The sequence below is a fragment of the Chlorobium sp. KB01 genome (assembly GCF_001975465.1).
Classification (GTDB): Bacteria; Bacteroidota; Chlorobiia; order Chlorobiales; family Chlorobiaceae; genus Chlorobium.
On record NZ_MPJE01000029.1, the window covers coordinates 20,956 to 41,698 of the forward strand.

Annotated in this window: 20 protein-coding genes and 1 pseudogene; 7 read left to right on the plus strand and 14 right to left on the minus strand. The window is 51.7% G+C overall.

The features are described 5' to 3' along the window. Positions 1-63: 63 nt before the first annotated feature. From BOO20_RS03175 to hypE, 3 genes are read left to right on the plus strand one after another with little or no spacing between them, the layout of a single operon-like run. Entirely contained in the window at positions 64-336 is a 273-nt protein-coding gene (locus BOO20_RS03175) for a HypC/HybG/HupF family hydrogenase formation chaperone (RefSeq protein ID WP_076790516.1), read from the plus strand. A gap of 11 nt (positions 337-347) precedes the next feature. Further along, entirely contained in the window at positions 348-1,442 is a 1,095-nt protein-coding gene (gene hypD, locus BOO20_RS03180; RefSeq protein ID WP_076790518.1) for a hydrogenase formation protein HypD, read from the plus strand. Further along, complete coding sequence (gene hypE / locus BOO20_RS03185; protein WP_076790520.1) at positions 1,439-2,482, plus strand: hydrogenase expression/formation protein HypE; 1,044 nt, start codon at positions 1,439-1,441, stop codon at positions 2,480-2,482. The genes hypD and hypE overlap by 4 nt, the downstream gene beginning before the upstream one ends. Before the next feature lie 11 nt (positions 2,483-2,493). On the opposite strand, the gene BOO20_RS03190 is transcribed toward hypE, so the two are convergent. From BOO20_RS03190 to BOO20_RS03265, 14 genes and pseudogenes are all read right to left on the minus strand, one after another. Beyond that, positions 2,494-3,237 (minus strand): HesA/MoeB/ThiF family protein, encoded by a 744-nt coding sequence (locus tag BOO20_RS03190; RefSeq protein ID WP_076790522.1) that lies wholly within the window; start codon positions 3,235-3,237, stop codon positions 2,494-2,496. Continuing rightward, positions 3,228-4,322 carry a 2-iminoacetate synthase ThiH gene (gene thiH, locus BOO20_RS03195; RefSeq protein WP_076790523.1) on the minus strand — a complete coding sequence of 365 codons (1,095 nt, stop codon included), beginning with the start codon at positions 4,320-4,322 and terminating at the stop codon, positions 3,228-3,230. Before thiH ends, BOO20_RS03190 begins: the two co-directional genes overlap by 10 nt. Continuing rightward, positions 4,319-5,098: a thiazole synthase gene (locus tag BOO20_RS03200; RefSeq protein WP_076790525.1), complete on the minus strand. Its 780-nt coding sequence runs from the start codon at positions 5,096-5,098 to the stop codon at positions 4,319-4,321. Before BOO20_RS03200 ends, thiH begins: the two co-directional genes overlap by 4 nt. Positions 5,099-5,123: 25 nt before the next feature. Beyond that, entirely contained in the window at positions 5,124-5,327 is a 204-nt protein-coding gene (thiS, locus tag BOO20_RS03205) for a sulfur carrier protein ThiS (RefSeq protein ID WP_198935410.1), read from the minus strand. 60 nt (positions 5,328-5,387) lie between these two features. After that, positions 5,388-6,527, minus strand: coding sequence for a PLP-dependent aspartate aminotransferase family protein (locus BOO20_RS03210; protein WP_076790528.1), 1,140 nt, complete (start codon positions 6,525-6,527; stop codon positions 5,388-5,390). Positions 6,528-6,792: 265 nt separating this feature from the next. Then, positions 6,793-7,931, minus strand: a pseudogene (locus BOO20_RS13310) (aminotransferase class V-fold PLP-dependent enzyme); the annotation flags it as partial. 1,099 nt (positions 7,932-9,030) lie between these two features. Next, positions 9,031-10,488 carry a family 2B encapsulin nanocompartment shell protein gene (locus BOO20_RS03225; protein WP_076790531.1) on the minus strand — a complete coding sequence of 486 codons (1,458 nt, stop codon included), beginning with the start codon at positions 10,486-10,488 and terminating at the stop codon, positions 9,031-9,033. Between the two features lie 67 nt (positions 10,489-10,555). After that, positions 10,556-11,467, minus strand: a complete 912-nt coding sequence (gene epsC, locus BOO20_RS03230) for a serine O-acetyltransferase EpsC (protein ID WP_076790551.1) — start codon at positions 11,465-11,467, stop codon at positions 10,556-10,558. A gap of 141 nt (positions 11,468-11,608) precedes the next feature. Further along, complete coding sequence (cysK, locus tag BOO20_RS03235) at positions 11,609-12,562, minus strand: cysteine synthase A (RefSeq protein ID WP_076790533.1); 954 nt, start codon at positions 12,560-12,562, stop codon at positions 11,609-11,611. A gap of 110 nt (positions 12,563-12,672) precedes the next feature. Then, entirely contained in the window at positions 12,673-13,326 is a 654-nt protein-coding gene (locus tag BOO20_RS03240; protein ID WP_076790535.1) for a response regulator transcription factor, read from the minus strand. A gap of 2 nt (positions 13,327-13,328) precedes the next feature. Next, complete coding sequence (locus BOO20_RS03245) at positions 13,329-13,595, minus strand: HPr family phosphocarrier protein (RefSeq protein WP_076790537.1); 267 nt, start codon at positions 13,593-13,595, stop codon at positions 13,329-13,331. 18 nt (positions 13,596-13,613) lie between these two features. After that, the gene (locus tag BOO20_RS03250; RefSeq protein ID WP_076790539.1) at positions 13,614-14,945 is read right to left on the minus strand and encodes an O-acetylhomoserine aminocarboxypropyltransferase/cysteine synthase family protein; all 1,332 of its coding nucleotides are present in this window, start codon (positions 14,943-14,945) and stop codon (positions 13,614-13,616) included. Positions 14,946-15,013: 68 nt separating this feature from the next. After that, positions 15,014-15,484 (minus strand): DUF4395 domain-containing protein, encoded by a 471-nt coding sequence (locus tag BOO20_RS03255; RefSeq protein WP_076790540.1) that lies wholly within the window; start codon positions 15,482-15,484, stop codon positions 15,014-15,016. Between the two features lie 370 nt (positions 15,485-15,854). Further along, positions 15,855-16,667, minus strand: a complete 813-nt coding sequence (locus BOO20_RS03265; protein ID WP_076790543.1) for a TOBE domain-containing protein — start codon at positions 16,665-16,667, stop codon at positions 15,855-15,857. A 732-nt stretch (positions 16,668-17,399) separates the two neighbouring features. Here BOO20_RS03265 and BOO20_RS03270 point away from each other — a divergent pair. From BOO20_RS03270 to BOO20_RS03280, 4 genes are all read left to right on the plus strand, one after another. Further along, on the plus strand, positions 17,400-18,173 hold the full coding sequence (locus BOO20_RS03270; RefSeq protein WP_076790545.1) for a sulfite exporter TauE/SafE family protein: 774 nt from the start codon (positions 17,400-17,402) through the stop codon (positions 18,171-18,173). A gap of 117 nt (positions 18,174-18,290) precedes the next feature. Next, the gene (locus BOO20_RS12915) at positions 18,291-18,443 is read left to right on the plus strand and encodes a hypothetical protein (protein WP_198935409.1); all 153 of its coding nucleotides are present in this window, start codon (positions 18,291-18,293) and stop codon (positions 18,441-18,443) included. Positions 18,444-18,586: 143 nt separating this feature from the next. Further along, complete coding sequence (locus BOO20_RS03275) at positions 18,587-18,799, plus strand: BrnA antitoxin family protein (protein ID WP_255372196.1); 213 nt, start codon at positions 18,587-18,589, stop codon at positions 18,797-18,799. A 238-nt stretch (positions 18,800-19,037) separates the two neighbouring features. Then, on the plus strand, positions 19,038-20,186 hold the full coding sequence (locus BOO20_RS03280; protein WP_076790548.1) for a YhcG family protein: 1,149 nt from the start codon (positions 19,038-19,040) through the stop codon (positions 20,184-20,186). Positions 20,187-20,743: the final 557 nt, after the last annotated feature.

The window sequence follows — 20,743 nt, forward strand, 5'->3', positions numbered from 1 at the left end:
GACCTATATGTCCTATCTTTTCTTATTTTAAAAAACTAAACCCAAACCAAACCAACAGCAGCAATGTGCCTCGCTATTCCCGGAAAACTTCTTGAAATCAGCTCTGAAAACGGCCTGAAGATGGGCACCATTGATGTGAACGGTGCCAGAACAAGAGCATGTCTTGAGTATGTGCCGGAAATTCAGGTGGGCAATTATACCATTGTTCATGCAGGGTTTGCCCTGAAAATCATCGATGAGGATGAAGCTGCAGAAAGTCTTAAACTCTGGGCGGAGCTGGTTGAGAAAGGGGCGTTTGATCCTCTGGATGAGCTCCCTTCATCCGGGGCAGTTTGAGGGCGCCTGCCATGAAATATATTGACGAATATCGCGACCCGCAGCTTGCCCGCAATCTTCTTGCCGGGATCCGAAGAGTTACCACACGATCATGGACCATCATGGAGATCTGCGGCGGCCAGACCCATTCGATTATCCGCAACGGCATTGATCAACTGTTGCCTGACACCATAGAGCTGGTACACGGGCCGGGATGTCCGGTCTGTGTTACTCCGCTTGAAGCCATCGAGCGGGCGCTTGTAATCGCCGCTGAAAAAGAGGTGATTTTTGCCAGTTTCGGCGATATGCTCCGTGTTCCCGGCAGTTCAATGGATCTCTTTATGGTGCGGAGCCGGGGGGGGGATGTGCGCATCGTTTTTTCACCGCTGGATGCCCTGCAGATAGCCCGCGATAATCCGAAGAAAGAGGTGGTTTTTTTTGCGGTAGGTTTTGAGACTACTGCTCCGGCCAATGCGATGGCGGTCTGGCAGGCTCAGAGAGAAGGTGTTGAGAACTTCAGCGTTCTGGTGAGTCAGGTCATGGTTCCACCGGCCATGCGGGCCATACTCTCCTCTTCCGGAAACCGGGTTCAGGGCTTCCTTGCCGCCGGTCATGTCTGCGCTGTGATGGGATATGAAGAGTATGAGCCTGTAGCGAAAGAGTTTCATGTGCCGATTGTTCCTACCGGTTTTGAACCGGTTGATCTTCTTGTCGGAATTCTTGCAACGGTCGAACAGCTTGAAGCTGGCAGGGCGGAGGTGGTCAACCGCTACGCCAGGGTGGTGAGCCGTGAGGGGAACCGGGCGGCCAAAGAGACGATCAGAGAGGTGTTTGAGGTGATCGACCGGCAGTGGCGCGGTATCGGCATGATTCCGGCGAGCGGTCTTGGATTGCGGGAGGCTTACGCCCGCTTTGATGCTGAAAAAAAGTTCAATGTTTCCCATATCTGTGCATCGGAATCACCGCACTGCATGAGCGGCCGGGTTCTTCAGGGAGCACTCAAGCCTGACGGTTGTCCGGCATTTGCAAAAGAGTGTACCCCTGAGCATCCTCTCGGTGCGACCATGGTCTCTTCCGAAGGGGCTTGCGCCGCCTATTATAACTATCACAGGAACTTCACTCCATGACAATTGCACCGGTCTGTCCGGCTCCCATTACACAGCATGAAACCGTCCAGATGGCGCATGGCGCGGGTGGACGGCTCTCCCAGGTACTCATGCAGCGGGTATTCATGCCGCATCTGCACAACCATTTTCTCGATCTGCTTGACGATCAGGCAAAGCTTGATCTCCCCCCCGGTCGAACAGCCTTTTCAACCGATACCTATGTGGTGAGTCCGCTCTTTTTTCCCGGCGGCAACATAGGCGAGCTTGCGGTCAATGGTACGGTCAACGATCTGGCGGTAGGGGGTGCCCGGCCACTTTACCTCAGCGCCGGTTTTGTGCTTGAGGAGGGGTTCCCGCTGGTTGATCTTGAAGCCATTGTCAAAAGTATGGCGGCAGCCGCTCTGAAAGCGGGAGTGATGATTGTCACCGGCGACACCAAGGTTGTCGGCAAAGGTCAGTGTGACCAGGTTTTTATCAATACAGCGGGGGTTGGCGCCATCAGGGAGGGTGTTGGTCTCTCCTGCCGCAATCTGAAGCCGGGGGATGCCCTTATTCTTTCAGGAACCGTCGGAGATCATGGCATGGCGATCATGACCTCTCGCCAGGGGCTCTCATTTCAGTCGCGGATCAAGAGTGACTGTGCTTCTCTCAATAGTATGATTGCTGACGTTCTTGATGCTGTGCCCGGGGTTCATGCCATGCGTGACCCGACCAGAGGGGGTGTGGCCGCCACGCTTAACGAACTCGCCGCTGCTTCAAATGTTGGCATTGAGATCAACGAGACTGCAATTCCGGTACAACCCGATGTCCGTGGTGCCTGTGAGCTGCTCGGGATTGATCCCCTCCATGTAGCAAACGAAGGCAAACTGGTGCTGGCAGTTGCCTCAAAAGATGCCGACAGGGTTCTTGAGGTGATGCGTGCTACCGAAGAGGGTCGGGATGCCGCCATTATCGGCTCGGTTGTTGACGACCACCACGGCATGGTTGTCATGCGAACCGCATTCGGCAGCCGCCGCATTGTCGATCTTCCCATCGGCGAACAGCTTCCGCGGATATGCTGATTTACAGGATTCTATCGAGTGCCGCAGAGCGGGCAGTGGGGGTCGCGGCTCAGTGGAACGTTGCGGAACTCCGAGGTGAGTGCGTCACAGGTCAGGAGTGTGTTGACGAGAGGTTTGCCGATGGAGAGGATATATTTTATTGCTTCGATTGCCTGCATGGAGCCGATGATGCCGGGGAGTGCTCCGATGGGGCCGGATGGTGTGGAGGCGGCAGGAACTCCCTCTTCATGAAAAACGCAGTGGTAGCAGGCGGTTTTGCCGGGATGGACGGTCATCATCTGGCCGTAGAATTGCCGGATTCCGGCATGGGAGTAGGGCTTTGCCGCTTGGTGGCAGGCCTTTGCGATCAGGAACTTTGATTCGAAATTGTCGGTTGCGTCAAGCACAAAGTCATAACCGGCAAGGAGTTCCGGGGCGTTCTCTTCGGTCAACCGGAAGGGGTAGAGTGAGAGGCGGATGTCAGGGTCAAGAGCGTTAATCCGTTCGGCTGCCGAGTTCACTTTCTCTTCTCCGAGTGAAGCTGTCGTATGCAGGATCTGGCGCTGCAGGTTGCTCAACTCCACCGTGTCGCCATCCATAATTCCGAGCGAGCCGATACCGGCTGCTGCGAGATAAAATGCCGCCGGTGAGCCAAGACCTCCGGCTCCGACCACGAGTACTTTTGCCTGTAACAGTTTTTCCTGCCCTGCTTCGCCAATCTCCTGAAGTGAGAGGTGGCGCAGGTAGCGCTGGCGCTGGTTATCGTTCAGTGGCATGCGTGCAGTTCCTCCTGTGTTAATGTGCGGCTTTGCGTAACTGAAGGCCCGTTGAAAACCGGTTCCCAGTTTTTAAATACCGGTTCAATCTCTCTTGCACGAAGTGCGGCACAAAACTCTTCTGCCGTGCGATCGTCAGAGACATCAAATTGACCTTTATCGGTGTTGTTATCGTCATAGCCCCCTACCGTGGTACGGCTTGCAATGCTCATGCGCGTTATGCCGAGTCCGGCCATGCCGTCACGGTAGGCCGCGCTCTCTCTGGTTGAGAGTACCAGTTCAACATCGGGCAGGGCGATACGGAAGGCGAAGATCATACGGGCAAGAAAGTGGTCATCAACCGGAAAAGGGGGCTCATAGCCTCCTGTTTGCGGCCTCATGCGGGGGAATGAGACCGAGATGCCTGCTCGCCAGTATGTCCGGCTGAGATGACGGGCATGGCGGTAGAGCATCAGCGCATCTTCCACCGGTTCCGACAGACCGAGCAGCACCCCGAGACCAACGGTTTTTATTCCCCCTTCCAGCGCTCTTGCAGGGGTTTCAAGCCGGTCAAGAAAATCCTTTTTCGGCCCCCAGCGGTGAAGCGCTTCGTAGCGCTCCCGGTTGTAGGTCTCCTGGTAGATGGTGATACCGGTACATCCGCACTCTGCCAGGGCGCGGTATTCAGCAACGCTCATGGGAAAGGCTTCGACCGAGACCCGCTGTGTGCTTCTTGCTGCAATTTCGACCGCCCGGCGCAGATAATCAAAATCGGCGGCTTTGGTCCGTTCACCGGTCAAAAGAAGGATGTCGCTGATGCCGAGTTTTTTCATGGCGAGCAGCTCCCGCTCGATCTCATCCGGCTCAAGCCGTCGGCGGAGGGTTGTTCGGTCGGAGGCAAAGCCGCAGTAGATACAGCCACTTGAGCAGTGGTTTGAGAGGTAGAGCGGTGCGTAAAGCGAAATGGTGCGTCCGAAACGGCGCAGGGTGATCGCTTTTGACTCCGCTGCCAGTGATTCAAGTGAGAGTGGTGAAGAGGGCGAAAGCATAGCCGCAAGGGAAGCCGATTCCCGCCCGTCTCTCAGCCAATCGGGAGCCGTGCTCATGCTTTTGCTCCGAGAAAAGAGGTAAGAGGGCTTGTTGCAATGGCGGAACCGCTTTTCTGCATGAGTCCGGCATTGAACCCTTTTCTTCCGGCAACAACCGCACCGGCAAAGGCCTCCGCCATCTGAGGGGGATTCAATGCTACGGCCACAGCACTGTTGACCAGCACGGCGGCGCACCCCATCTCCATCGCTGCGGCAGCTTCCGAAGGTGAGCGGAGTCCGGCATCAACGATGACCGGAATACCGCTTTCGCGGATGATGATATTGAGCATCTCTGTGGTAGCAAGTCCCTGTCCGCTGCCGATTGCCGAGCCGAGCGGCATGACTGAAGCACAGCCGACATCCTCAAGGCGTTTGGCCAGAACCGGGTCAGCAGCAATATAGGGCATGACCAGAAATCCATCCTTGGCCAGAATACGGGCGGCCTCATAAGTTTCTATCGGGTCAGGCATCAGGTGCTGGGGGTTCGGGTGAATTTCAACCTTGATGAAGGGGCTTCCGGAGAGTTCCCGTGCAATATGTGCTGCCCGGACAGCTTCGGCTGCGGTTGATGCTCCCGATGTATTCGGCATCAGGGTTATTCCCGAAAGCTCTTTCAGCGGGCCGAAAAGATCGTCCTCAAGCTGTTCGCGGTTGAAACGCCGCAGTGCTACCGTGACAAGCTGGGTGCCGGAAGCCCTGACGGCTTCAAGCATAACTTTGGCGTTGCTGAATTTTCCTGTTCCAAGAATCAGGCGGGAGGTAAAGCTGTAAGAGCCTAACTGCAATAATTCCATAACTGTTGTGTCTGTCTGAGGCAGGTTAGCCGCCGCCGGCAAAAATCAGTATCTCAACCCGGTCACCCTCCTGCAAGAGGTGCGTCGGGCGGTTTTCAGGGCGGACGCTCCGGTCGTTTACCAAAACTGCCACGTTTTTTCCGTCGGATCCGATAATTGAGAGCAGCCCGTTTACATCAGAACCGGACGGTAGCTGCTCTTCCTTTCCATTCAGCTCAATAGTAATCATTTGTGCCATTTCTTTCATCGTCAAATTGATATGGGTGCAGGGGTGTATTGCAATACGCCCTTACATCGCAAGTCCGTTGATAAGGTCCAATTCGAGATCTTCTGCATTTTCAAGACCTACAGAGAGCCGTACAAGATTGTCGGTACATCTTCTGCGCCGCCTCTCTTCCGTGGAAAGGGCGCCGAGCGTCATTTTCGGCGGCGAGGCGATGAGCGATTCCACTCCGCCGAGAGAGTCGGCAAGGATAAAGAGCTTCAGGTTTGCGGTCAATGTTTTGACCGCCGGAAGTCCTCCTTTGAGTGCAATGGTCAGCATTCCTCCAAACCCGCTCATCTGTTGCTTTGCAAGTTCATGCTGCGGGTGGGAGGGAAGACCGGGGTAAAAGACCCGCTCCACGGCCGGGTGTTGCTCAAGAACCCCGGCAAGATGGAGGGCATTTGCCTCGTGCTCCTTCATGCGGATTTTCAGGGTTTTCAGACCGCGAAGGATAAGCCAGCACTCCCAGGGAGCAGGTATGGCTCCGGCTGCAGCCTGATAATTTTTTATGATGGTATGCAGAGCAGGGTTCGAGGTTATGACCGCACCTCCGATCACGTCACTGTGCCCACCAAGGTATTTTGTGGTGCTGTGCACAACAATATCCGCCCCGAGGTCAAGGGGGCGCTGGAAGTAGGGACTGGCAAAGGTATTGTCAACGGCAACAAGAATTCCCTGCCTTTTTCCGAGTTCTGAAAGAGCGGTGATATCGGAAAGCTGAAGCAGCGGGTTGGAAGGGGTTTCAAGCCAGATCAGCTTTGTGGCGGGCGTTATGCAGGAAGCATAGCTTTCGGTGGTTTCGTTCTCCGCATAGGTTGTCGTTACCCCCCATGGACGAAGGAGTTGCTCAAAGATGCGGTAGGAGCCGCCATAGATATCGTTGCTTGCTACGACATGGTCGCCGGGTTTGAGCACCTGAAGTGCCGCCATGGTTGCCGCAACTCCCGAGGCAAATGCAAGCCCGAATCGGCCGTTTTCAAGCAGGGCAAGGGTTGACTCAAGCGCTTTTCTTGTGGGATTGCCGATTCTTGAGTAGAAAAAATCACGGTGATGCTCAAGGTCTTCCCGTTCGAAGGTTGATGTCTGATAGACAGGAACCGTTACCGAACCGGTATGGGGGTCGGGAGCCTGACCGTCATGAATGGCTATGGTTTCAAACTGCATGTTGCTTTTTCCTGGGCGATTATTTCTTTATCTCCGGGATCCGGTTTTTCCGGAACTGCCGGGAACAAAGATAACCGTTCTTTTCCTTTTTTACCGAAACACTTTTTAACAATTACTCGTGTGGTTATCTCTATTAATTGTCATGAGCGCTTTGAGTGCGAGGCGGACGGCGCGCAGAAACCGGAATGTACACGCTGTACATGAGGATTTCGAGCACCGCCCAACGAAGTAATCGAATCGCGGAATAAATTAATAGCGATAACTTTCATCGGCGCTGTATATGATTGATCACCTCCGCCAGGCGGTCGATCTCCTCCTTTGTGTTGTAGAATGCCAGTGATGGCCGGATGGTGCCCTCCACTCCGAAGCGCCGCAGTGAGGGCTGTGTGCAGTGGTGGCCGGTGCGTACGGCAATGCCCTCCTGGTCGAGGATTTTTCCGACCTCTTCATTTGGCAGATTGTTCAGCACAAAGGAGAGAACACCCACCTTGTTTCGTGCTGTTCCGATGAGTCGCAGACCCGGAATAGATCTCAGCCGTTCGGTGCCGCACCGAGACCGACAGCATCGCCGATCGAGGGTGTTCCGGCTTCAAATTTGGCCGGCGGTTCGTTGTAAGTGGTTTCCTCAAAACGTACATCCTGGATCATGTTTCCGCCTCCCTGCCATGGTGGCATCAGCTCAAGCAGATCCCGTTTACCGTATACCACTCCGATACCGGTCGGTGCGAAAATCTTGTGGCCCGAGAAAACAAAGAAGTCGGCATCGAGATCCTGCACATTGACCGGAACATGTGCCACCGACTGTGCGCCATCAATCAGCACTTTTGCATCAAAGCGTTTGGCCAACTGAATCATCTCCCTGACGGGCAGGATGGTTCCGAGGCCGTTTGACGCCTGTGTCAGTGATACAAACTTTGTGCGTGGTCCGAGCAGTTTTGTGTACTCTTCCATAATGATCTCGCCCCGGTCGTTGACCGGAACAACCCTGATTCGTGCACCGCGTTCATGGGCCACCATCTGCCAGGGAACAATATTGGCATGATGCTCGAGAATGGAGAGCACAATCTCGTCCCCCGGCTGGAGGAACTTGCGCCCCCAGGTCTGCGCCACCAGATTGATCCCTTCGGTGGTGCCCCTGACGTAGATAATCTCCGAAGTTGAAGCGGCACCGATAAACTGACGGATCTTTTCACGTGCACCCTCATAGGCATCGGTCGCCCTCGCGGCAAGCGTGTGAGCACCCCGGTGGATATTGGAGTTGTCGGTTGCATAGAACTGCGCAACCGCGTTGATGACGCTCAGCGGCTTCTGGGTTGTGGCGGCATTGTCAAACCAGACAAGCTGTTTGCCGTGAACCAACTGGCGCAGCACCGGAAAATCCTTGCGGATGGTGGCAACGTCAAACCCTTGAGGTGTATGCAGGGGTTGCTTGGGCTCACGTAAAAAATAGTAAGGATCAACAAGAGAGGTATCAGGGATGCTGAATGGCAAATTCGTCGTGCCGGGCAGAGCAGCAGTGTTGTTCGGCACTATCGGGGCTGGCGCTTTTCCTGGCAGTTCAGGTCGGGAAGCGGACACAGGTTTGAGATTTGCCGGTATCCCTGCTTCCGGGATGCCGGGAAGAGCAGGAGAAGTAACTCCATTGGCACGGCGAAGCGCCTGAAAAACTGATGAGAGATCAGGAGATCCCTGCTCAAATTCGAAGTTCCTGTAGAGCTTCTCTGCGTAGCATTGACCTTCTGCCGGGTCTCCGGCAGGTTCCGGTACTCCGGGAAATTGCTGCTGTGGCAGGTGGTCTGAAAAAGCCTCCGGGGTTACAGTCTGCGGGTTGATATCTGCACTGGAGGCGGGCGTCTGAGCTGCAGCAAGAAGCAGATTGAAGGAAAAATCGTCCTCACCCGGAAGACCGCTGTTCAGCGTGGTGAAAAACGGGGCAATACTCTCCGGGCTTGCCTCCGCAAACCCGTCAGCACGCTCCGGTTTTGGTGGAAGGGTACGGCGGATAAACTGATCGAGTCCGTATGAGCCGTTGCTGTTCTCCGAGTAGTTCTGCTGGTCGGTCAGCTTGTTGGCATGGTGTCCAAGCGGTTCCTCTTTTTTTGCCGGAGCAGGGGAGAGAAAATAGAGATCATGCTCCTGTGAGGGGAGGGCATCACCCTGAAAATAAGGGATTTCCGGGTATGTCGGCAGCTCTTTCAGTTGCGAATTGTCGGGGAGGTGCACATCACCCTGTTGAGCAGCGGCTCCGGTTTTGTCACCAAGGTTGCCTGCAAGTGAAGAGGGTGCTGTCAGTATGTCGGTCTCATATCTCGGGGTGCTGGAGGCTTCCGGAAGATCATTGAAGAGGCGACTTGCGATCTCTGCAATGAGTGTCGGGTTGATCGCTTCACTCTCGATTCCCGGAATGTATGGTTGTTCGTATTCTCTCGGCATAACTCCTTTGGTAATCCATACCGGTCAGGATGTTCAGCTCCTGACCGGTATGGTGGTTTTTCGGTTCCCTTTACTTGGTTTTGGCGGCAGTTTTGCGATGCTCGTAATCGTGATAGTAGCCGACTTCGACATTTTCAAGTACGGCAAGTGCATCATCGGTCAGTACAGCCAGTGAGGAGTAAAGGGTCAGGAGATAGGATGCTACACCAAGCTTGTCGAGACCCATCAGCCTTGCCGAGAGGCTCGGGCTGATCTCTCCGGGAATACCGGCCTGATGCAGACCTACCACACCCTGCTCATTTTCACCGACACGAAGCAGAATGATATTTGTGGTGCCGTGACCAGACTTGTTGTTTTTGTTGATTTCAAGCTTGTCGCTCGGGATCAGCGGAACACCGCGCCAGGTCAAAACCGGAGTTCCGAAAAGGTTGATGGTGGCCGGAGGTACACCGCGCCAGGTGCACTCCCGCTCGAATGCTGCGATGGCTTTTGGGTGGGCGATAAAGAAGGCCGGTTTTTTCCATACCTTTGTGAGCAGGTCGTCAAGGTCATCAGGCGTTGGCGTGCCGTACCGGGTACTGATACGCTGCCCCGGATCAACAGAGTGGAGAAGACCAAACTCTCGGTTGTTGATAAACTCCCACTCCTGACGCTCCTTGATGCCCTCGATCGTCAGGCGCATCTGCTGCTCAATCTGGTTGTAGGGCTCATTGTAGAGGTCGGAAACCCTTGTATGAACGCGGACTACAGTCTGGATTGCCTGCAGCGAATATTCGCGGGGTTTGTTTGTGTAATCGACATAGGTTTCCGGAATCTCGACATCTTCAGCAAATCCGGCGACAAGGTCGATATGCTTTTCACCATGCGTGTTGACAGTGGAGCGGATTTTCAGGTACTCGGCAACGGTTTTCTGGAAGGACTCCTTCAGGGAAGGGGACTGGCGGAAGAGTTTCTCGATATCGACACTTGAAAGCGAGAAAAACGATCCGGGAGTTATAGTCCGTATGGTAACCGAAGAGGGCTTGTCGGATACCAGATCCTCGGCACCGAAGTACTCGCCTTCAGATAGCAGTGCAATGCGCAGCTCCTCGCCATGGAGACCCTTGCTCAGTATCTCTACCTGGCCGTGTGCAATGATAAAGAGTTTATGGCGGTCTTCGCCTTCAAGAATGAGGGTATTTCCAAGCTCGGCTTCTTCAAGTACAAACTTTTTGGCGATCTGACTGATGATATCATCTTCAAAGGATGCAAAGAGGGGAATGCTCTTCAGGGCTTCAGGTTTGAACGAGGCGATTCCTTCCTGAAAGTTGATACCGATCCGTTCCGGTTTCTGCAGTTCTATTTTGGTGCGGTTTACCCGGTAGGTCCCCGATGAGACATGTACCCACGGGAGCAGCTTCAACAGCCACCTCGGGGTTATGGACATCATCTGGGGAACGGTTTTGGTCGTGTTCGCCAGATTTCTTGCTACAGTAGTGGTTACACTGCGCTGTAAATGACTGTTCGATTCCCGTTGTGCGTTTGACATGAGTTGTGTGCTGGTTTAAGAGTGTAAGAGGGTGAGTCTGACTGTTTGATACCGGGTTATGCTCATTTTAAATGCCGCCGCCGTCCGTAAAGCTGCTTTCAACGGCTTTCTGCTGCAGTACCCTGGAGTTTGGAGGAAGACTTTTCGTCTGCCAGACGTTGCCTCCGATAATGGAGTTTTTGCCGATGGTTATTCTTCCAAGGACGTTGGCATTGGAGTAGATGACGACGTTATCCTCGATAATCGGATGACGGGGAACATTTTTGGCCGGATTTCCGTCGTTGTCGAGCGTGAATTTTTTTGCCCCAAGGGTTACCCCCTGGTAGAGCCGTACATGGTTGCCGATAATGCAGGTCTCCCCGATAACCACACCGGTTCCGTGATCAATACAAAAATATTCGCCGATATGGGCGCCGGGATGAATGTCTATACCGGTTTCCGAATGGGACATCTCGGAGATGATTCTCGGCAGAAGAGGTACACCAAGAGAGAGCAGTGTATGTGCTGCACGGTAATTGATCATTGCCCGGATCGAGGGATAGCAGAAGATGATTTCACCATAGTTTTTTGCTGCAGGATCACCGTCAAAGATTGCTTTGACGTCAGTGCACAGTTTCCTTCGTATTTCAGGCAGCATTCCGATAAACTGCTCTGCAACTGCCTCGGCATTCTCTTCGGAGGTTGACGTGTGATTGTTCTCATGATTGAACTGTTGCACACTCCTGATCTGCTCCGAGAGGAGCATGTAGAGCTTTTCTGTACGAACACCCAGAATGTGAGGCAGAGATTGCTGGCGCTGAATCGGTTCCCCGAAATATCCCGGAAAGAGAAGTGCACGGAGCAGCTCGACAATCGCCTTGAGTTTTTCGATTGAAGGCTGCAACTGCTCATGATCTGGCAGATAGTCGCATTCAGCGCTGCCGGATCCGGCTAAAAGCGCGATAGTCTCTTCAATGATACTGCCGTTTCTTGTTTCCATAATTACACATCTCCTGGAGCCGGATGCCTTTCCGGTTCTCCTTTGTTTAAAAAATCCCTTGTCGGGACAAGCCGGCAGGTAGATTTTCAATCCCATGCCGACTTGTCCTTTTCAGTGGAGCGTCCCGGAACAGATGAACGCTCAGATATTGACCTGCTCGGGCTCAAACTGGTAGAGCAGGGTAGAGAGGTAGCGTTCGCCGGTATCGGGCAGGATAACAACAATCTTTTTACCCTTGTTCTCCTCCCGTTGGGCAAGTTGCAGGGCTGCGTACGCTGCAGCTCCCGATGAGATACCGACAATGAGTCCTTCGGTGCGGGCCAGAACCCGTCCTGTACGCAGGGCATCCTCGTTCTTTACCTGGATGATTTCGTCAATGATACCGGTGTTGAGGATATCAGGAATGAATCCGGCACCGATTCCCTGTATCTTGTGCGGTCCCGGTTTTCCTCCTGAAATGACCGGGGAGTCAAAGGGTTCGACAGCAACAATTTTTACACCGGGATTTTTCTGTTTGAGTACCTCTCCGACACCGGTTATCGTTCCGCCGGTACCAACACCGCTCACAAAGATATCGACTTTGCCGTCGGTATCATTCCAGATCTCTTCGGCTGTGGTTCTGCGGTGGATATCAGGGTTGGCCAGGTTCTTGAACTGCTGAGGGAGAAAGGAGTTGGTATATTCCGAGTGAAGCTCTTCAGCCTTTCTGATGGCGCCGGGCATTCCTTCCGGTCCTGGAGTAAGAACCAGCTCGGCACCGAGAGCCTTGAGCAGGTTGCGGCGTTCAATACTCATGGTTTCAGGCATCGTGAGAATCAGGCGGTACCCTTTGGCCGCGGCAATGAATGCCAGTGCAATACCGGTGTTACCGCTGGTTGGTTCAATGATGACGGTATCCTTGTTGAGCAGACCCTTTTTCTCGGCATCCTCGATCATGGAAAAACCGATACGGTCCTTGACACTGCCGCCCGGATTGAAGTATTCAAGTTTGGCGATGACCGAGCCCAGAGCTTCATGTTCAAGGCCGAAATTGCCAAGTTCAAGCAGCGGAGTGTTACCGATAAGATCGGTCAGTTTTTTTGCAATACGTCCCATGGTTGTTGATTGTTTAAGCGTTTGTGAATAATTCAAGATGAAGAATATGCCCCGTAATGTAAATCCCCTGTAAAGGGCATCTTTTATACCGCAAACAGGGTATAGGTATATCAGATGTGGTATTCAATATTGTCTATCAATCCGGCTTTGATCGCGTACATCATAAGCTCCGGGCTGCTTGAAACGCTCAGTTTCCGGAAGATGTTTTTTCTGTGCGTCATGACGGTATGGAAGCTGATATGCTTTTTAACCGCAATCTCTTTTGTTGACAAGCCGGCGGCAATCAGACGGACGATTTCAATTTCTGATGTTGTCAGGAGGCTCGCATCTTCCATCGGCCCATCCTTTTTCAGCAGAATATCAAGCACATCTCCGGAATAGTATTTTTTCCCTTTCAGGGCAGCTTCGATGGCATGAAAAAGTTCATCACCGTCATCGGTTTTCAGCACGATATTTTTAATGCCGCAGTCGTTCAGCTCCTTTATTTTCGGGTGAGTTATCGAGTTGGTCAGGATGATGATGCCCAGCTCCGGATACTCTTTTCTGATCTCCCCGAGATCGTTGACTGAATCAAAATCAAAGAGCGTGTGATCGGTAATGACCAGAGATATGGTCTCCTGGTGCAGATACTGCAGGAGCCCGGCCTTGGTTGACACAAGGTGCACCACCTGGTATAGCGGAGAGAGAATTGACTTGAGTGCTTCGTTGGTTAAAAACTGGGTATCAGCAACTACAAGCGTGATGTTTCGTTTATGATTGTTCATGGTCAGATGCCTGCCCCGTTTTCAAAAACCTCTTCTATCATGGCAAGAGCTTTGCTCCCGTTCTTCCCTTCGGCGGTAACCCTGAGGCGGGTTCCGGAAATTGCGCAAAGGGTGAGCATCTCAAGTAAAGATTCAGCGCTGGCTGTTTCCCCATTTTTTTTCTCAAGCAAAACCGGGCACTGCTGCTCTCTCGAAATCCTGACGATTTTCGCAGCAGCCCTGAAATGGAGGCCGTGAGGAGTCTTTACTGTGAGATGCTTCTGCACCATGGTTGTATTGTTAAAAATCTATTTCTTGATCAGTTTCGACAGCCAACTCTGCTTGTGCGACTCCTCCGTATGCAGCACCTCATCAAGAGCCTCAATCAAATCATCGGGATGTTCAAGGCCAATGGAGAGGCGGATAAGGTCGGGTGAAAGCCCTCCCTCGATCTGCTGTTTTTCTGTCAACTGGCTGTGCGAAGTGCTTGCCGGGTGGAGGATAAGGCTTTTGGCATCGCCGACATTGGCGAGGTGAGAGAAGAGTTTGATGGAGTCGATTATTTTAACAGCAGCATCATATCCCCCTTTTACACCGAATACCACAACACCACCGAATCCGTTTTTAAGGTCCCGTGATGCAAGCGGGTAGGATGGATCGTTTTTCAGTCCGGGATAGCGTACCCATGTCACTTCAGGATGTGCGGCCAGGTACTCTGCAACCTTGAGCGCATTTTCGCTGTGGCGGATCATTCTGACGGGGAGCGTTTCGATACCCTGGAGAAAGATCCATGAATTATCCGGAGAGATGCTTGCTCCCAGATTTCTGAGCGGAACGGTCCGTACTCTCAGGGCAAATGCAATCGGAGCCAGCGGTTCCGGAAGGTCAATGCCCCAGCGCAGCCCGTGATAGTTTTTGTCCGGTTCGGTAAAGAGCGGGTGCTTGCCTCCCTTCCAGTTGAAACGCCCGGCATCGGTAACAATCCCGCCGATTCCCGTTCCGTGGCCACCAAGCCATTTGGTGAGTGAGTTAATCACAATATCAGCACCCAGATCAATGGTTCTGAGCAGAAACGGAGTGGTGAAGGTTGCATCGACAATCAGCGGCAGGCCGTTACGGTGAGCTACCTCGGCAATGGCCTTGACATCGCTGTAATCAAGGACGGGATTGCCGATGGTTTCAATATAGAGTGCTCTTGTTTTTTCGGTTATCGCCCGTTCGAAATTGGCAGGGTCTTTCGGATCAACAAATTTAACGGTTATACCCAGCTTGGGAAGAATGGCATCGAATTGTGTGTAGGTGCCTCCGTAGAGATTGTTTGCCGAAACGATCTCATCTCCGGCTTCGGCGATGGTGATGATGGTGTTGAATATCGCGGCTGTGCCGGATGCGAGGGCTACGGATGCAGCGCCGCCTTCAAGCTGCGTGACCCGCTGTTCGAGAACATCGGTTGTCGGGTTCATCAGCCGGGTGTAGATATTGCCCAGCTCTTTCAGGGCAAAGAGGTTTGCTGCATGCTCGGTGTTCTTGAAGAGATAGGAGCTGGTACGATAGACCGGAACACCTCTCGACTGGGTTGCATCAACGCTCTGGCCTGCATGCAGGGCGAGCGTTTCAAAACGGTAGTTTGCTGAACTCATTGAAAATTCTCCTTGATTGATTAATGATGATGCTGTTAGTTTTTTTGGAAACAGGACGATCGCAAAAGTTATTGTTGTTGTTGTTTTGGACCGAAAAATTTGAACCGCTGCAAATTGAACTGGTAGAAGAGGAAGCAGCCAAAGCAGAACCCTCCGAGGGCAACGGCTGCTGCTACGGCGACAAACCCTGAGAGAATCCACCCGGTAAGAGGGGAGCCAAGCAGGAATGCAATCTGGGCACCTCCGAGCAATATTGCTGCTATGGAGTTATTGAAGCGCATCAGTTTCGGATCTTCAGTGGCCGCGTGTTTGTTCTGTTCTGCAAAAATTCGCGATCCGACAAAGAAGATGAGGCTCCCTTTTCGGCCAAACACAACGGATCCGAGAATGATCACAAAGAGCAGGGTGGTAATAACCGGCTGCTGCGTGAGAATGGCAGCAACAATACCGGTAAGCAGGACGACCCGGTTCAGTTTGACAACCGGAAGGGGTATTCCTGTGCAAACGGCTGAATCAGTTGATTTTAGTGAATGGGACATGGCGGTTTGTGCTTCGTGTTTTTGATAAAAAAAATTTGTTTTACAATAAAAAAAGCCGGTACTGACAATTCAGGACCGGCTTTTAAAAGAGTGTACGCATTTCATGAATCCAAGTGGGGCTACAATCTCCTCCGGTATATTCCTGTATCAGAGTTGCTCTGCATTCCGCAACAGCAACAGCAACAGCTTGTACAGATTATGTTGGAGGTCATTGCTTTCATGATTCGACGTCTTGTTGATTACGTATTAACGATTGTTAACTATTTTTCGGAAACTTTCCAAATAAACTCTGTTTTTTTCCTGACTTCCTCTATCAGAAAAAACAGAGGAAGTCAGGATTGAATGCTTGTTCTATTACACGGTTTTCAGTTCAGTTAACACCAAGTATCACGCTTGATGCCTTGAAGAGTGCACAGGCATGATCGCCCTCTTTGAGTGCAAGTTTTTCCGAACTGCCATGGGTGATGATGGCCGATATGACGTTGCCGCCACCGATTTCAACATCGACCTCCGTGCTGACCGGACCTTCGATAAGCTTGCTGATGATGCCGGGCAGGATGTTGCGGGCACTCAATTTTGCATCATGCAGCTCCTGGGCGATAATGATGGAACTTGATTTGACGATTGCATAGGCATTCATGCCCGCCTTCAAACCGAGATTGTCAACTGCACCGTTGGTGATGATGGCTATGATGCGGGTCTCTGTGCCGATAAGAAGCGTGACTTCAGCATTGACAGCACCCTTTGTAATTTTTTCAATAGTGCCGGAAAAGACGTTGCGTGCGCTGATTTTCATTGATATTCTTTGTAAAAATTGATAAAGATTACTTGCGTCGCCGAGACGGCTTTCAAGATTTTGGAGATATTTCCGGTGCTCTTCCTGAACAATCCGGAACTGTTCGATAACTTTTTTTCCCTCCCTTGTCAGAACGGTGCCGCCCCCCCCTTTTCCTCCTGTTACACGGTCAACAAGAGGCTTTTCAGCGAGATTGTTTACCATATTGACCAGATGCCATGCGGTTTTATAGCTGATCCCGACGGCCTTGGCCGCACTGTTGATCGAGCCGAGCTCATCTATTTTTTCGAGCAGGGCGATTCTCTCTCCGCCCAGATATCTGTTTTCAGCTTTCTGAAACCAGATAGAGCCCTCAAGGCCGACCGCGTCATTTTTGGATTTCACCATCCTCCTCCCGCATTGGTTATAAACGGTTCCGTATTTGGTGTCTGGCGCTCAGACTCGAACCGGAATATAAGTTTTCCGGGTAATCTGCCATTACGATTTTACTCTACACGTATTCGATTATAGCGCAACCAATACCTCTTCGGAGAACGACTCCTCACCCCATACCACAAAAAAACGTCACAATCATCGTCACTTGATTTTATCGCCGCCGACCTCCTTGACACACACAATCCGCCATGATGAGCACAAAAACCGGTGATTCTATGGCTGATCAATTTGTGTTTGCCGTATTTCAGCGCTATCTTGGTGATAGATAAATATGCAAACGGGAGCTACCGGCCCGAATTGTTGAAGGATGAACCAGAACTGCAATCAGCAGGTATCTGCGTCCTTGTACTGAGAGGAACGGTTAGCATTTACTGATTCAGGCTGGGCTCGACGGGAGGTTGTTGGTAGAACAGAGCGCTGTCTGACCCTCTGATATTCTGGATGGGACGGAAGATGAGGGATTGTCGACTAATAAAAAGTTCTTTTGATATGTTTATTGCTGATTTAGACTGATCTGTCTATACCGGCATGATAAAAAAGTTCTCTTGTTTTAACTCATTTATAGATAATAGATTATACGCTGTTTCTGAATAATTTGGAATTTGTCTTATGCAGAAAGGGGTTTCTGCATTTTCCGATTTATGCGGATCAGTCTAAACATTGTTAGACGTATCAGGAGGCGCTGTGGAAATTGTTGTTGTTTCAGTAGCTGCACTATTCGCCTCGGCGTTAACCCTTTTCTCCGGGTTTGGCCTTGGGACATTGCTCATGCCTGTTGTCGCGATCTTCTTTCCTGTCGAAGTCGCAATTGCAATTACGGCCATGGTGCATCTAGCAAACAATCTGTTCAAAGTTGCTTTGCTCGGCAAGAAAGCCAACCGATCCGTACTCTTGAGCTTCGGTGTTCCGGCTGTCGTTTCGGCATTTTTGGGTGCCTTGGTTCTCGGATGGCTCTCGGTCGTTCCGTCGATTCTTGAGTACGCCGCATTCGGAAATCAAATACACGTATCGCCCCTAAAGCTGGTCGTTGGAATGCTAATTCTGGCCTTTGTCGTACTTGAGTTGTCGCCTAAGTTCTCGTCCATCGCACTGGACAAGAAGTACCTACCATATGGCGGCGTGGTCAGCGGTTTCTTTGGTGGCCTGTCTGGCCATCAGGGTGCGTTCAGAAGCATGTTTCTGCTCAAAGCCGGTTTAAGCAAAGAAGAGTTCGTGGCAACCGGGGTAATGCTGGCCGTCATGGTGGATACGTCCCGTATGCTGATATATGGCTGGGAGATGTCTGGGCAGCACCGCGGCGTCGAATGGCCACTTGTTATCGCGGCATCGGTTTCAGCATTTGTTGGCGCATACCTCGGTTCAAAGCTGCTCAAAAAGATCACCATCAGATCCATACAGATAGTGGTGTCAATACTGCTTGTCGTAGTTTCTCTGGGGCTAATGTCAGGTGTGCTGTAACACGTCTAACACTACGCTCAACCGGACGCTGCGCGATAAAGCCGCGCAGCCCCGGTTAGCTTCACGTTAGAAGGTACGCACACACTGTAATTTTTTAAACCACAAAGGAGAGCATTCATGACACTTAAACCAGGACCAAAGCCGATAGCAAAATCAACAGGGAAACCGGATCAGCGCCGCCGTGATAACAAAACAACACCAGGGAATACACCGTCCCTCAAACCTAGCAAATCTAGCAATCCGAATAGCAATCCGAAAAAAAGTAAATGACAAGCAACTTTCGTTAATTTGCCCTTCTAACCCCGCAGTCGAGCGGCCTGCGGTTCTTTTGGCACTCTCATTAAGTGTAGCTACATAGAGCCGAGTTCGATCCCGCCAGGGATGCAGCAAACCAGGCGAAGCACGGTGTCTCTCTGGCTATGGCAGGCGACCTCGACCGGGAAGCCGCACTGATGTGGACGTGCCCCCTGCGTGGTCGTCCGAGATCTGAAAACAAGAAGCTGCTTGTGTCGGTGTGTTATAGCCCTGAGGTCATTGCATATTTCAAGTCAACCAGTGAAGGTTGGCAATCGCGAATGGATGGTGTGCTTCGTAAGTACGTAATGCGCCATTTCCGGAGCGAGTGAAATGTGGCCGAATGTTTATGAATCTTGATGAACCCGTTATGCGCTCAACTTTTCATCTGCCTTTATAATCTCACGATCTTTTCTCCGATATCGTATATTTGATAATTGCAGTATTCGGCAGGTAGTTTGTGTGCTTCCCGAAGTAACCCATCGCAGCTCGTTCAGGATCATGAATCGCTGCGAGGCCTTTGGGCAGCTCAAAAAGTATCTGAACCAGGACTGGTAATGTGTGAATTCTATGAACTATAAACAGTTACTCACCCTCTTCGAAGAGACCAACCGGGCGTTGCAGCAGAGAGCTGTTCGCTCGGTTGACACCTCTCTGGTGATCCGGAACTGGCTGTTCGGATGGTACATTGTCGAGTTTGAGCAGGGGGGCTCCGACAGAGCGGAGTATGGCGCCAATTTGTTGAAAAAAATCGCAGCCCAGTTGAAGCTCAAGGGCTGTTCAGAACGAAGCCTTGCACTTTGCTGTAAGTTCTATCTCACCTATTCCGGAATTTTGCAGGCACTGCCTGCAAAATCTTCTGATAACCGTATTGGACTACAGGAGATTCAACAGACGCTGCCTGTTCCTTCTTGTAATGCGATTATCAATTCTCCTCAAATACTGCAAGCACTCTCCGCAAAACTGGCAGGCAGCATCTCTCTCGGATGGACACATTATGTTGCTTTGCTGACCATATCGAACGTGGATGAGCGCCGCTTCTACGAAATTGAAGCCAGCGAAAACAGTTGGGGTGCCAGAGAGCTGGAGCGGCAGATAGCAGCTTCGCTGTATGAACGGCTGGCGCTCAGCCGTGACAAGGATGGAGTCAGGCTGCTTGCAGAGAAGGGGCTCTTGATTGAAAAACCGGCGGATGTGATCAAGAATCCCCTGGTGCTTGAGTTTCTCGATCTGGAAGAGAAGAGCGCCTATTCAGAACATGCACTTGAAACGGCCATCATCGACCACCTCGAACACTTTTTGCTTGAACTCGGCAAAGGGTTTCTTTTTGAGGCTCGCCAGAAACGCTTCACCTTCGACAATGACCACTTCTATGTTGATTTGGTTTTCTACAATCGACTGTTGCGCTGTTATGTGCTCATTGATCTCAAGCGCGACAAGCTCACCCATCAGGACCTTGGGCAGATGCAGATGTATGTGAACTACTTTGATCGCTATGTCAAAACTGACGATGAACTGCCGACAATCGGCATTCTGTTGTGCCATCGCAAACATGATGCGCTGGTTGAGCTTACTCTCCCCAAGGATTCAAATATCTTTGCTTCAAAGTATCAACTCTATCTGCCATCAAAAGAGGAGCTGAAGAGGCAACTGGAAGAGGCGGCAGGCATTGAGCATCGTGAACATTCGGATCAGGAGGGCACCGACGATGTTCGATAAATGGGTCAATCAGGATATCAGGAAAGTTTTTGACCTACAAAGTAGGGGGTGTTGCCGTGAGGATCCGGGACGTTGTTGAATAACGATAGTAATACCGCAACCCTCTTCCCATTCATTAGCCCGATATGAGTTTTAGGGGACGCTCTCGAATAACTCTACTTACCGAAGAACAATGCTTCACAATTTTTTCCACGCCTCCCCCTGATATCCCAGGCAGACGTACCGCTCCGGCATAGCTCATCCCGAGCACCTGTACATACTCAACCGCAAGCTTTTTTTGCAAATCCGAACACTTCCTCATTCGACACCCTCCCTGCAATGCCTGCACATGTATACCGTCCTCTTCACAAGCCCTTGTTAACCGCTCTGCTGCTTCCACATACCTGGAAATCGCCGGCAGTCGATCTTTTACAGAATCTTCAGCGCCATCAAGAATCTCACGAACAAAATCTCCTCTACCCAAAATTCGCTCATCACTGAACTGTTTCTCACCCCGCATCCTCAGCACTCAGCAACTTCACCTCCTGTTCGCTGAATATAACTTTATTTCACTTACT

Bases quoted from the DNA above. Each gene is read 5' to 3' on its own strand.
- BOO20_RS03175 (WP_076790516.1), top strand. From the start codon at position 64: ATGTGCCTCGCTATTCCCGGAAAACTTCTTGAAATCAGCTCTGAAAAC.
- hypD (WP_076790518.1), top strand. From the start codon at position 348: ATGAAATATATTGACGAATATCGCGACCCGCAGCTTGCCCGCAATCTT.
- hypE (WP_076790520.1), top strand. From the start codon at position 1,439: ATGACAATTGCACCGGTCTGTCCGGCTCCCATTACACAGCATGAAACC.
- BOO20_RS03190 (WP_076790522.1), bottom strand. From the start codon at position 3,237: ATGCCACTGAACGATAACCAGCGCCAGCGCTACCTGCGCCACCTCTCA.
- thiH (WP_076790523.1), bottom strand. From the start codon at position 4,322: ATGAGCACGGCTCCCGATTGGCTGAGAGACGGGCGGGAATCGGCTTCC.
- BOO20_RS03200 (WP_076790525.1), bottom strand. From the start codon at position 5,098: ATGGAATTATTGCAGTTAGGCTCTTACAGCTTTACCTCCCGCCTGATT.
- thiS (WP_198935410.1), bottom strand. From the start codon at position 5,327: ATGATTACTATTGAGCTGAATGGAAAGGAAGAGCAGCTACCGTCCGGT.
- BOO20_RS03210 (WP_076790528.1), bottom strand. From the start codon at position 6,527: ATGCAGTTTGAAACCATAGCCATTCATGACGGTCAGGCTCCCGACCCC.
- BOO20_RS03225 (WP_076790531.1), bottom strand. From the start codon at position 10,488: ATGTCAAACGCACAACGGGAATCGAACAGTCATTTACAGCGCAGTGTA.
- epsC (WP_076790551.1), bottom strand. From the start codon at position 11,467: ATGGAAACAAGAAACGGCAGTATCATTGAAGAGACTATCGCGCTTTTA.
- cysK (WP_076790533.1), bottom strand. From the start codon at position 12,562: ATGGGACGTATTGCAAAAAAACTGACCGATCTTATCGGTAACACTCCG.
- BOO20_RS03240 (WP_076790535.1), bottom strand. From the start codon at position 13,326: ATGAACAATCATAAACGAAACATCACGCTTGTAGTTGCTGATACCCAG.
- BOO20_RS03245 (WP_076790537.1), bottom strand. From the start codon at position 13,595: ATGGTGCAGAAGCATCTCACAGTAAAGACTCCTCACGGCCTCCATTTC.
- BOO20_RS03250 (WP_076790539.1), bottom strand. From the start codon at position 14,945: ATGAGTTCAGCAAACTACCGTTTTGAAACGCTCGCCCTGCATGCAGGC.
- BOO20_RS03255 (WP_076790540.1), bottom strand. From the start codon at position 15,484: ATGTCCCATTCACTAAAATCAACTGATTCAGCCGTTTGCACAGGAATA.
- BOO20_RS03265 (WP_076790543.1), bottom strand. From the start codon at position 16,667: ATGGTGAAATCCAAAAATGACGCGGTCGGCCTTGAGGGCTCTATCTGG.
- BOO20_RS12915 (WP_198935409.1), top strand. From the start codon at position 18,291: ATGACACTTAAACCAGGACCAAAGCCGATAGCAAAATCAACAGGGAAA.
- BOO20_RS03280 (WP_076790548.1), top strand. From the start codon at position 19,038: ATGAACTATAAACAGTTACTCACCCTCTTCGAAGAGACCAACCGGGCG.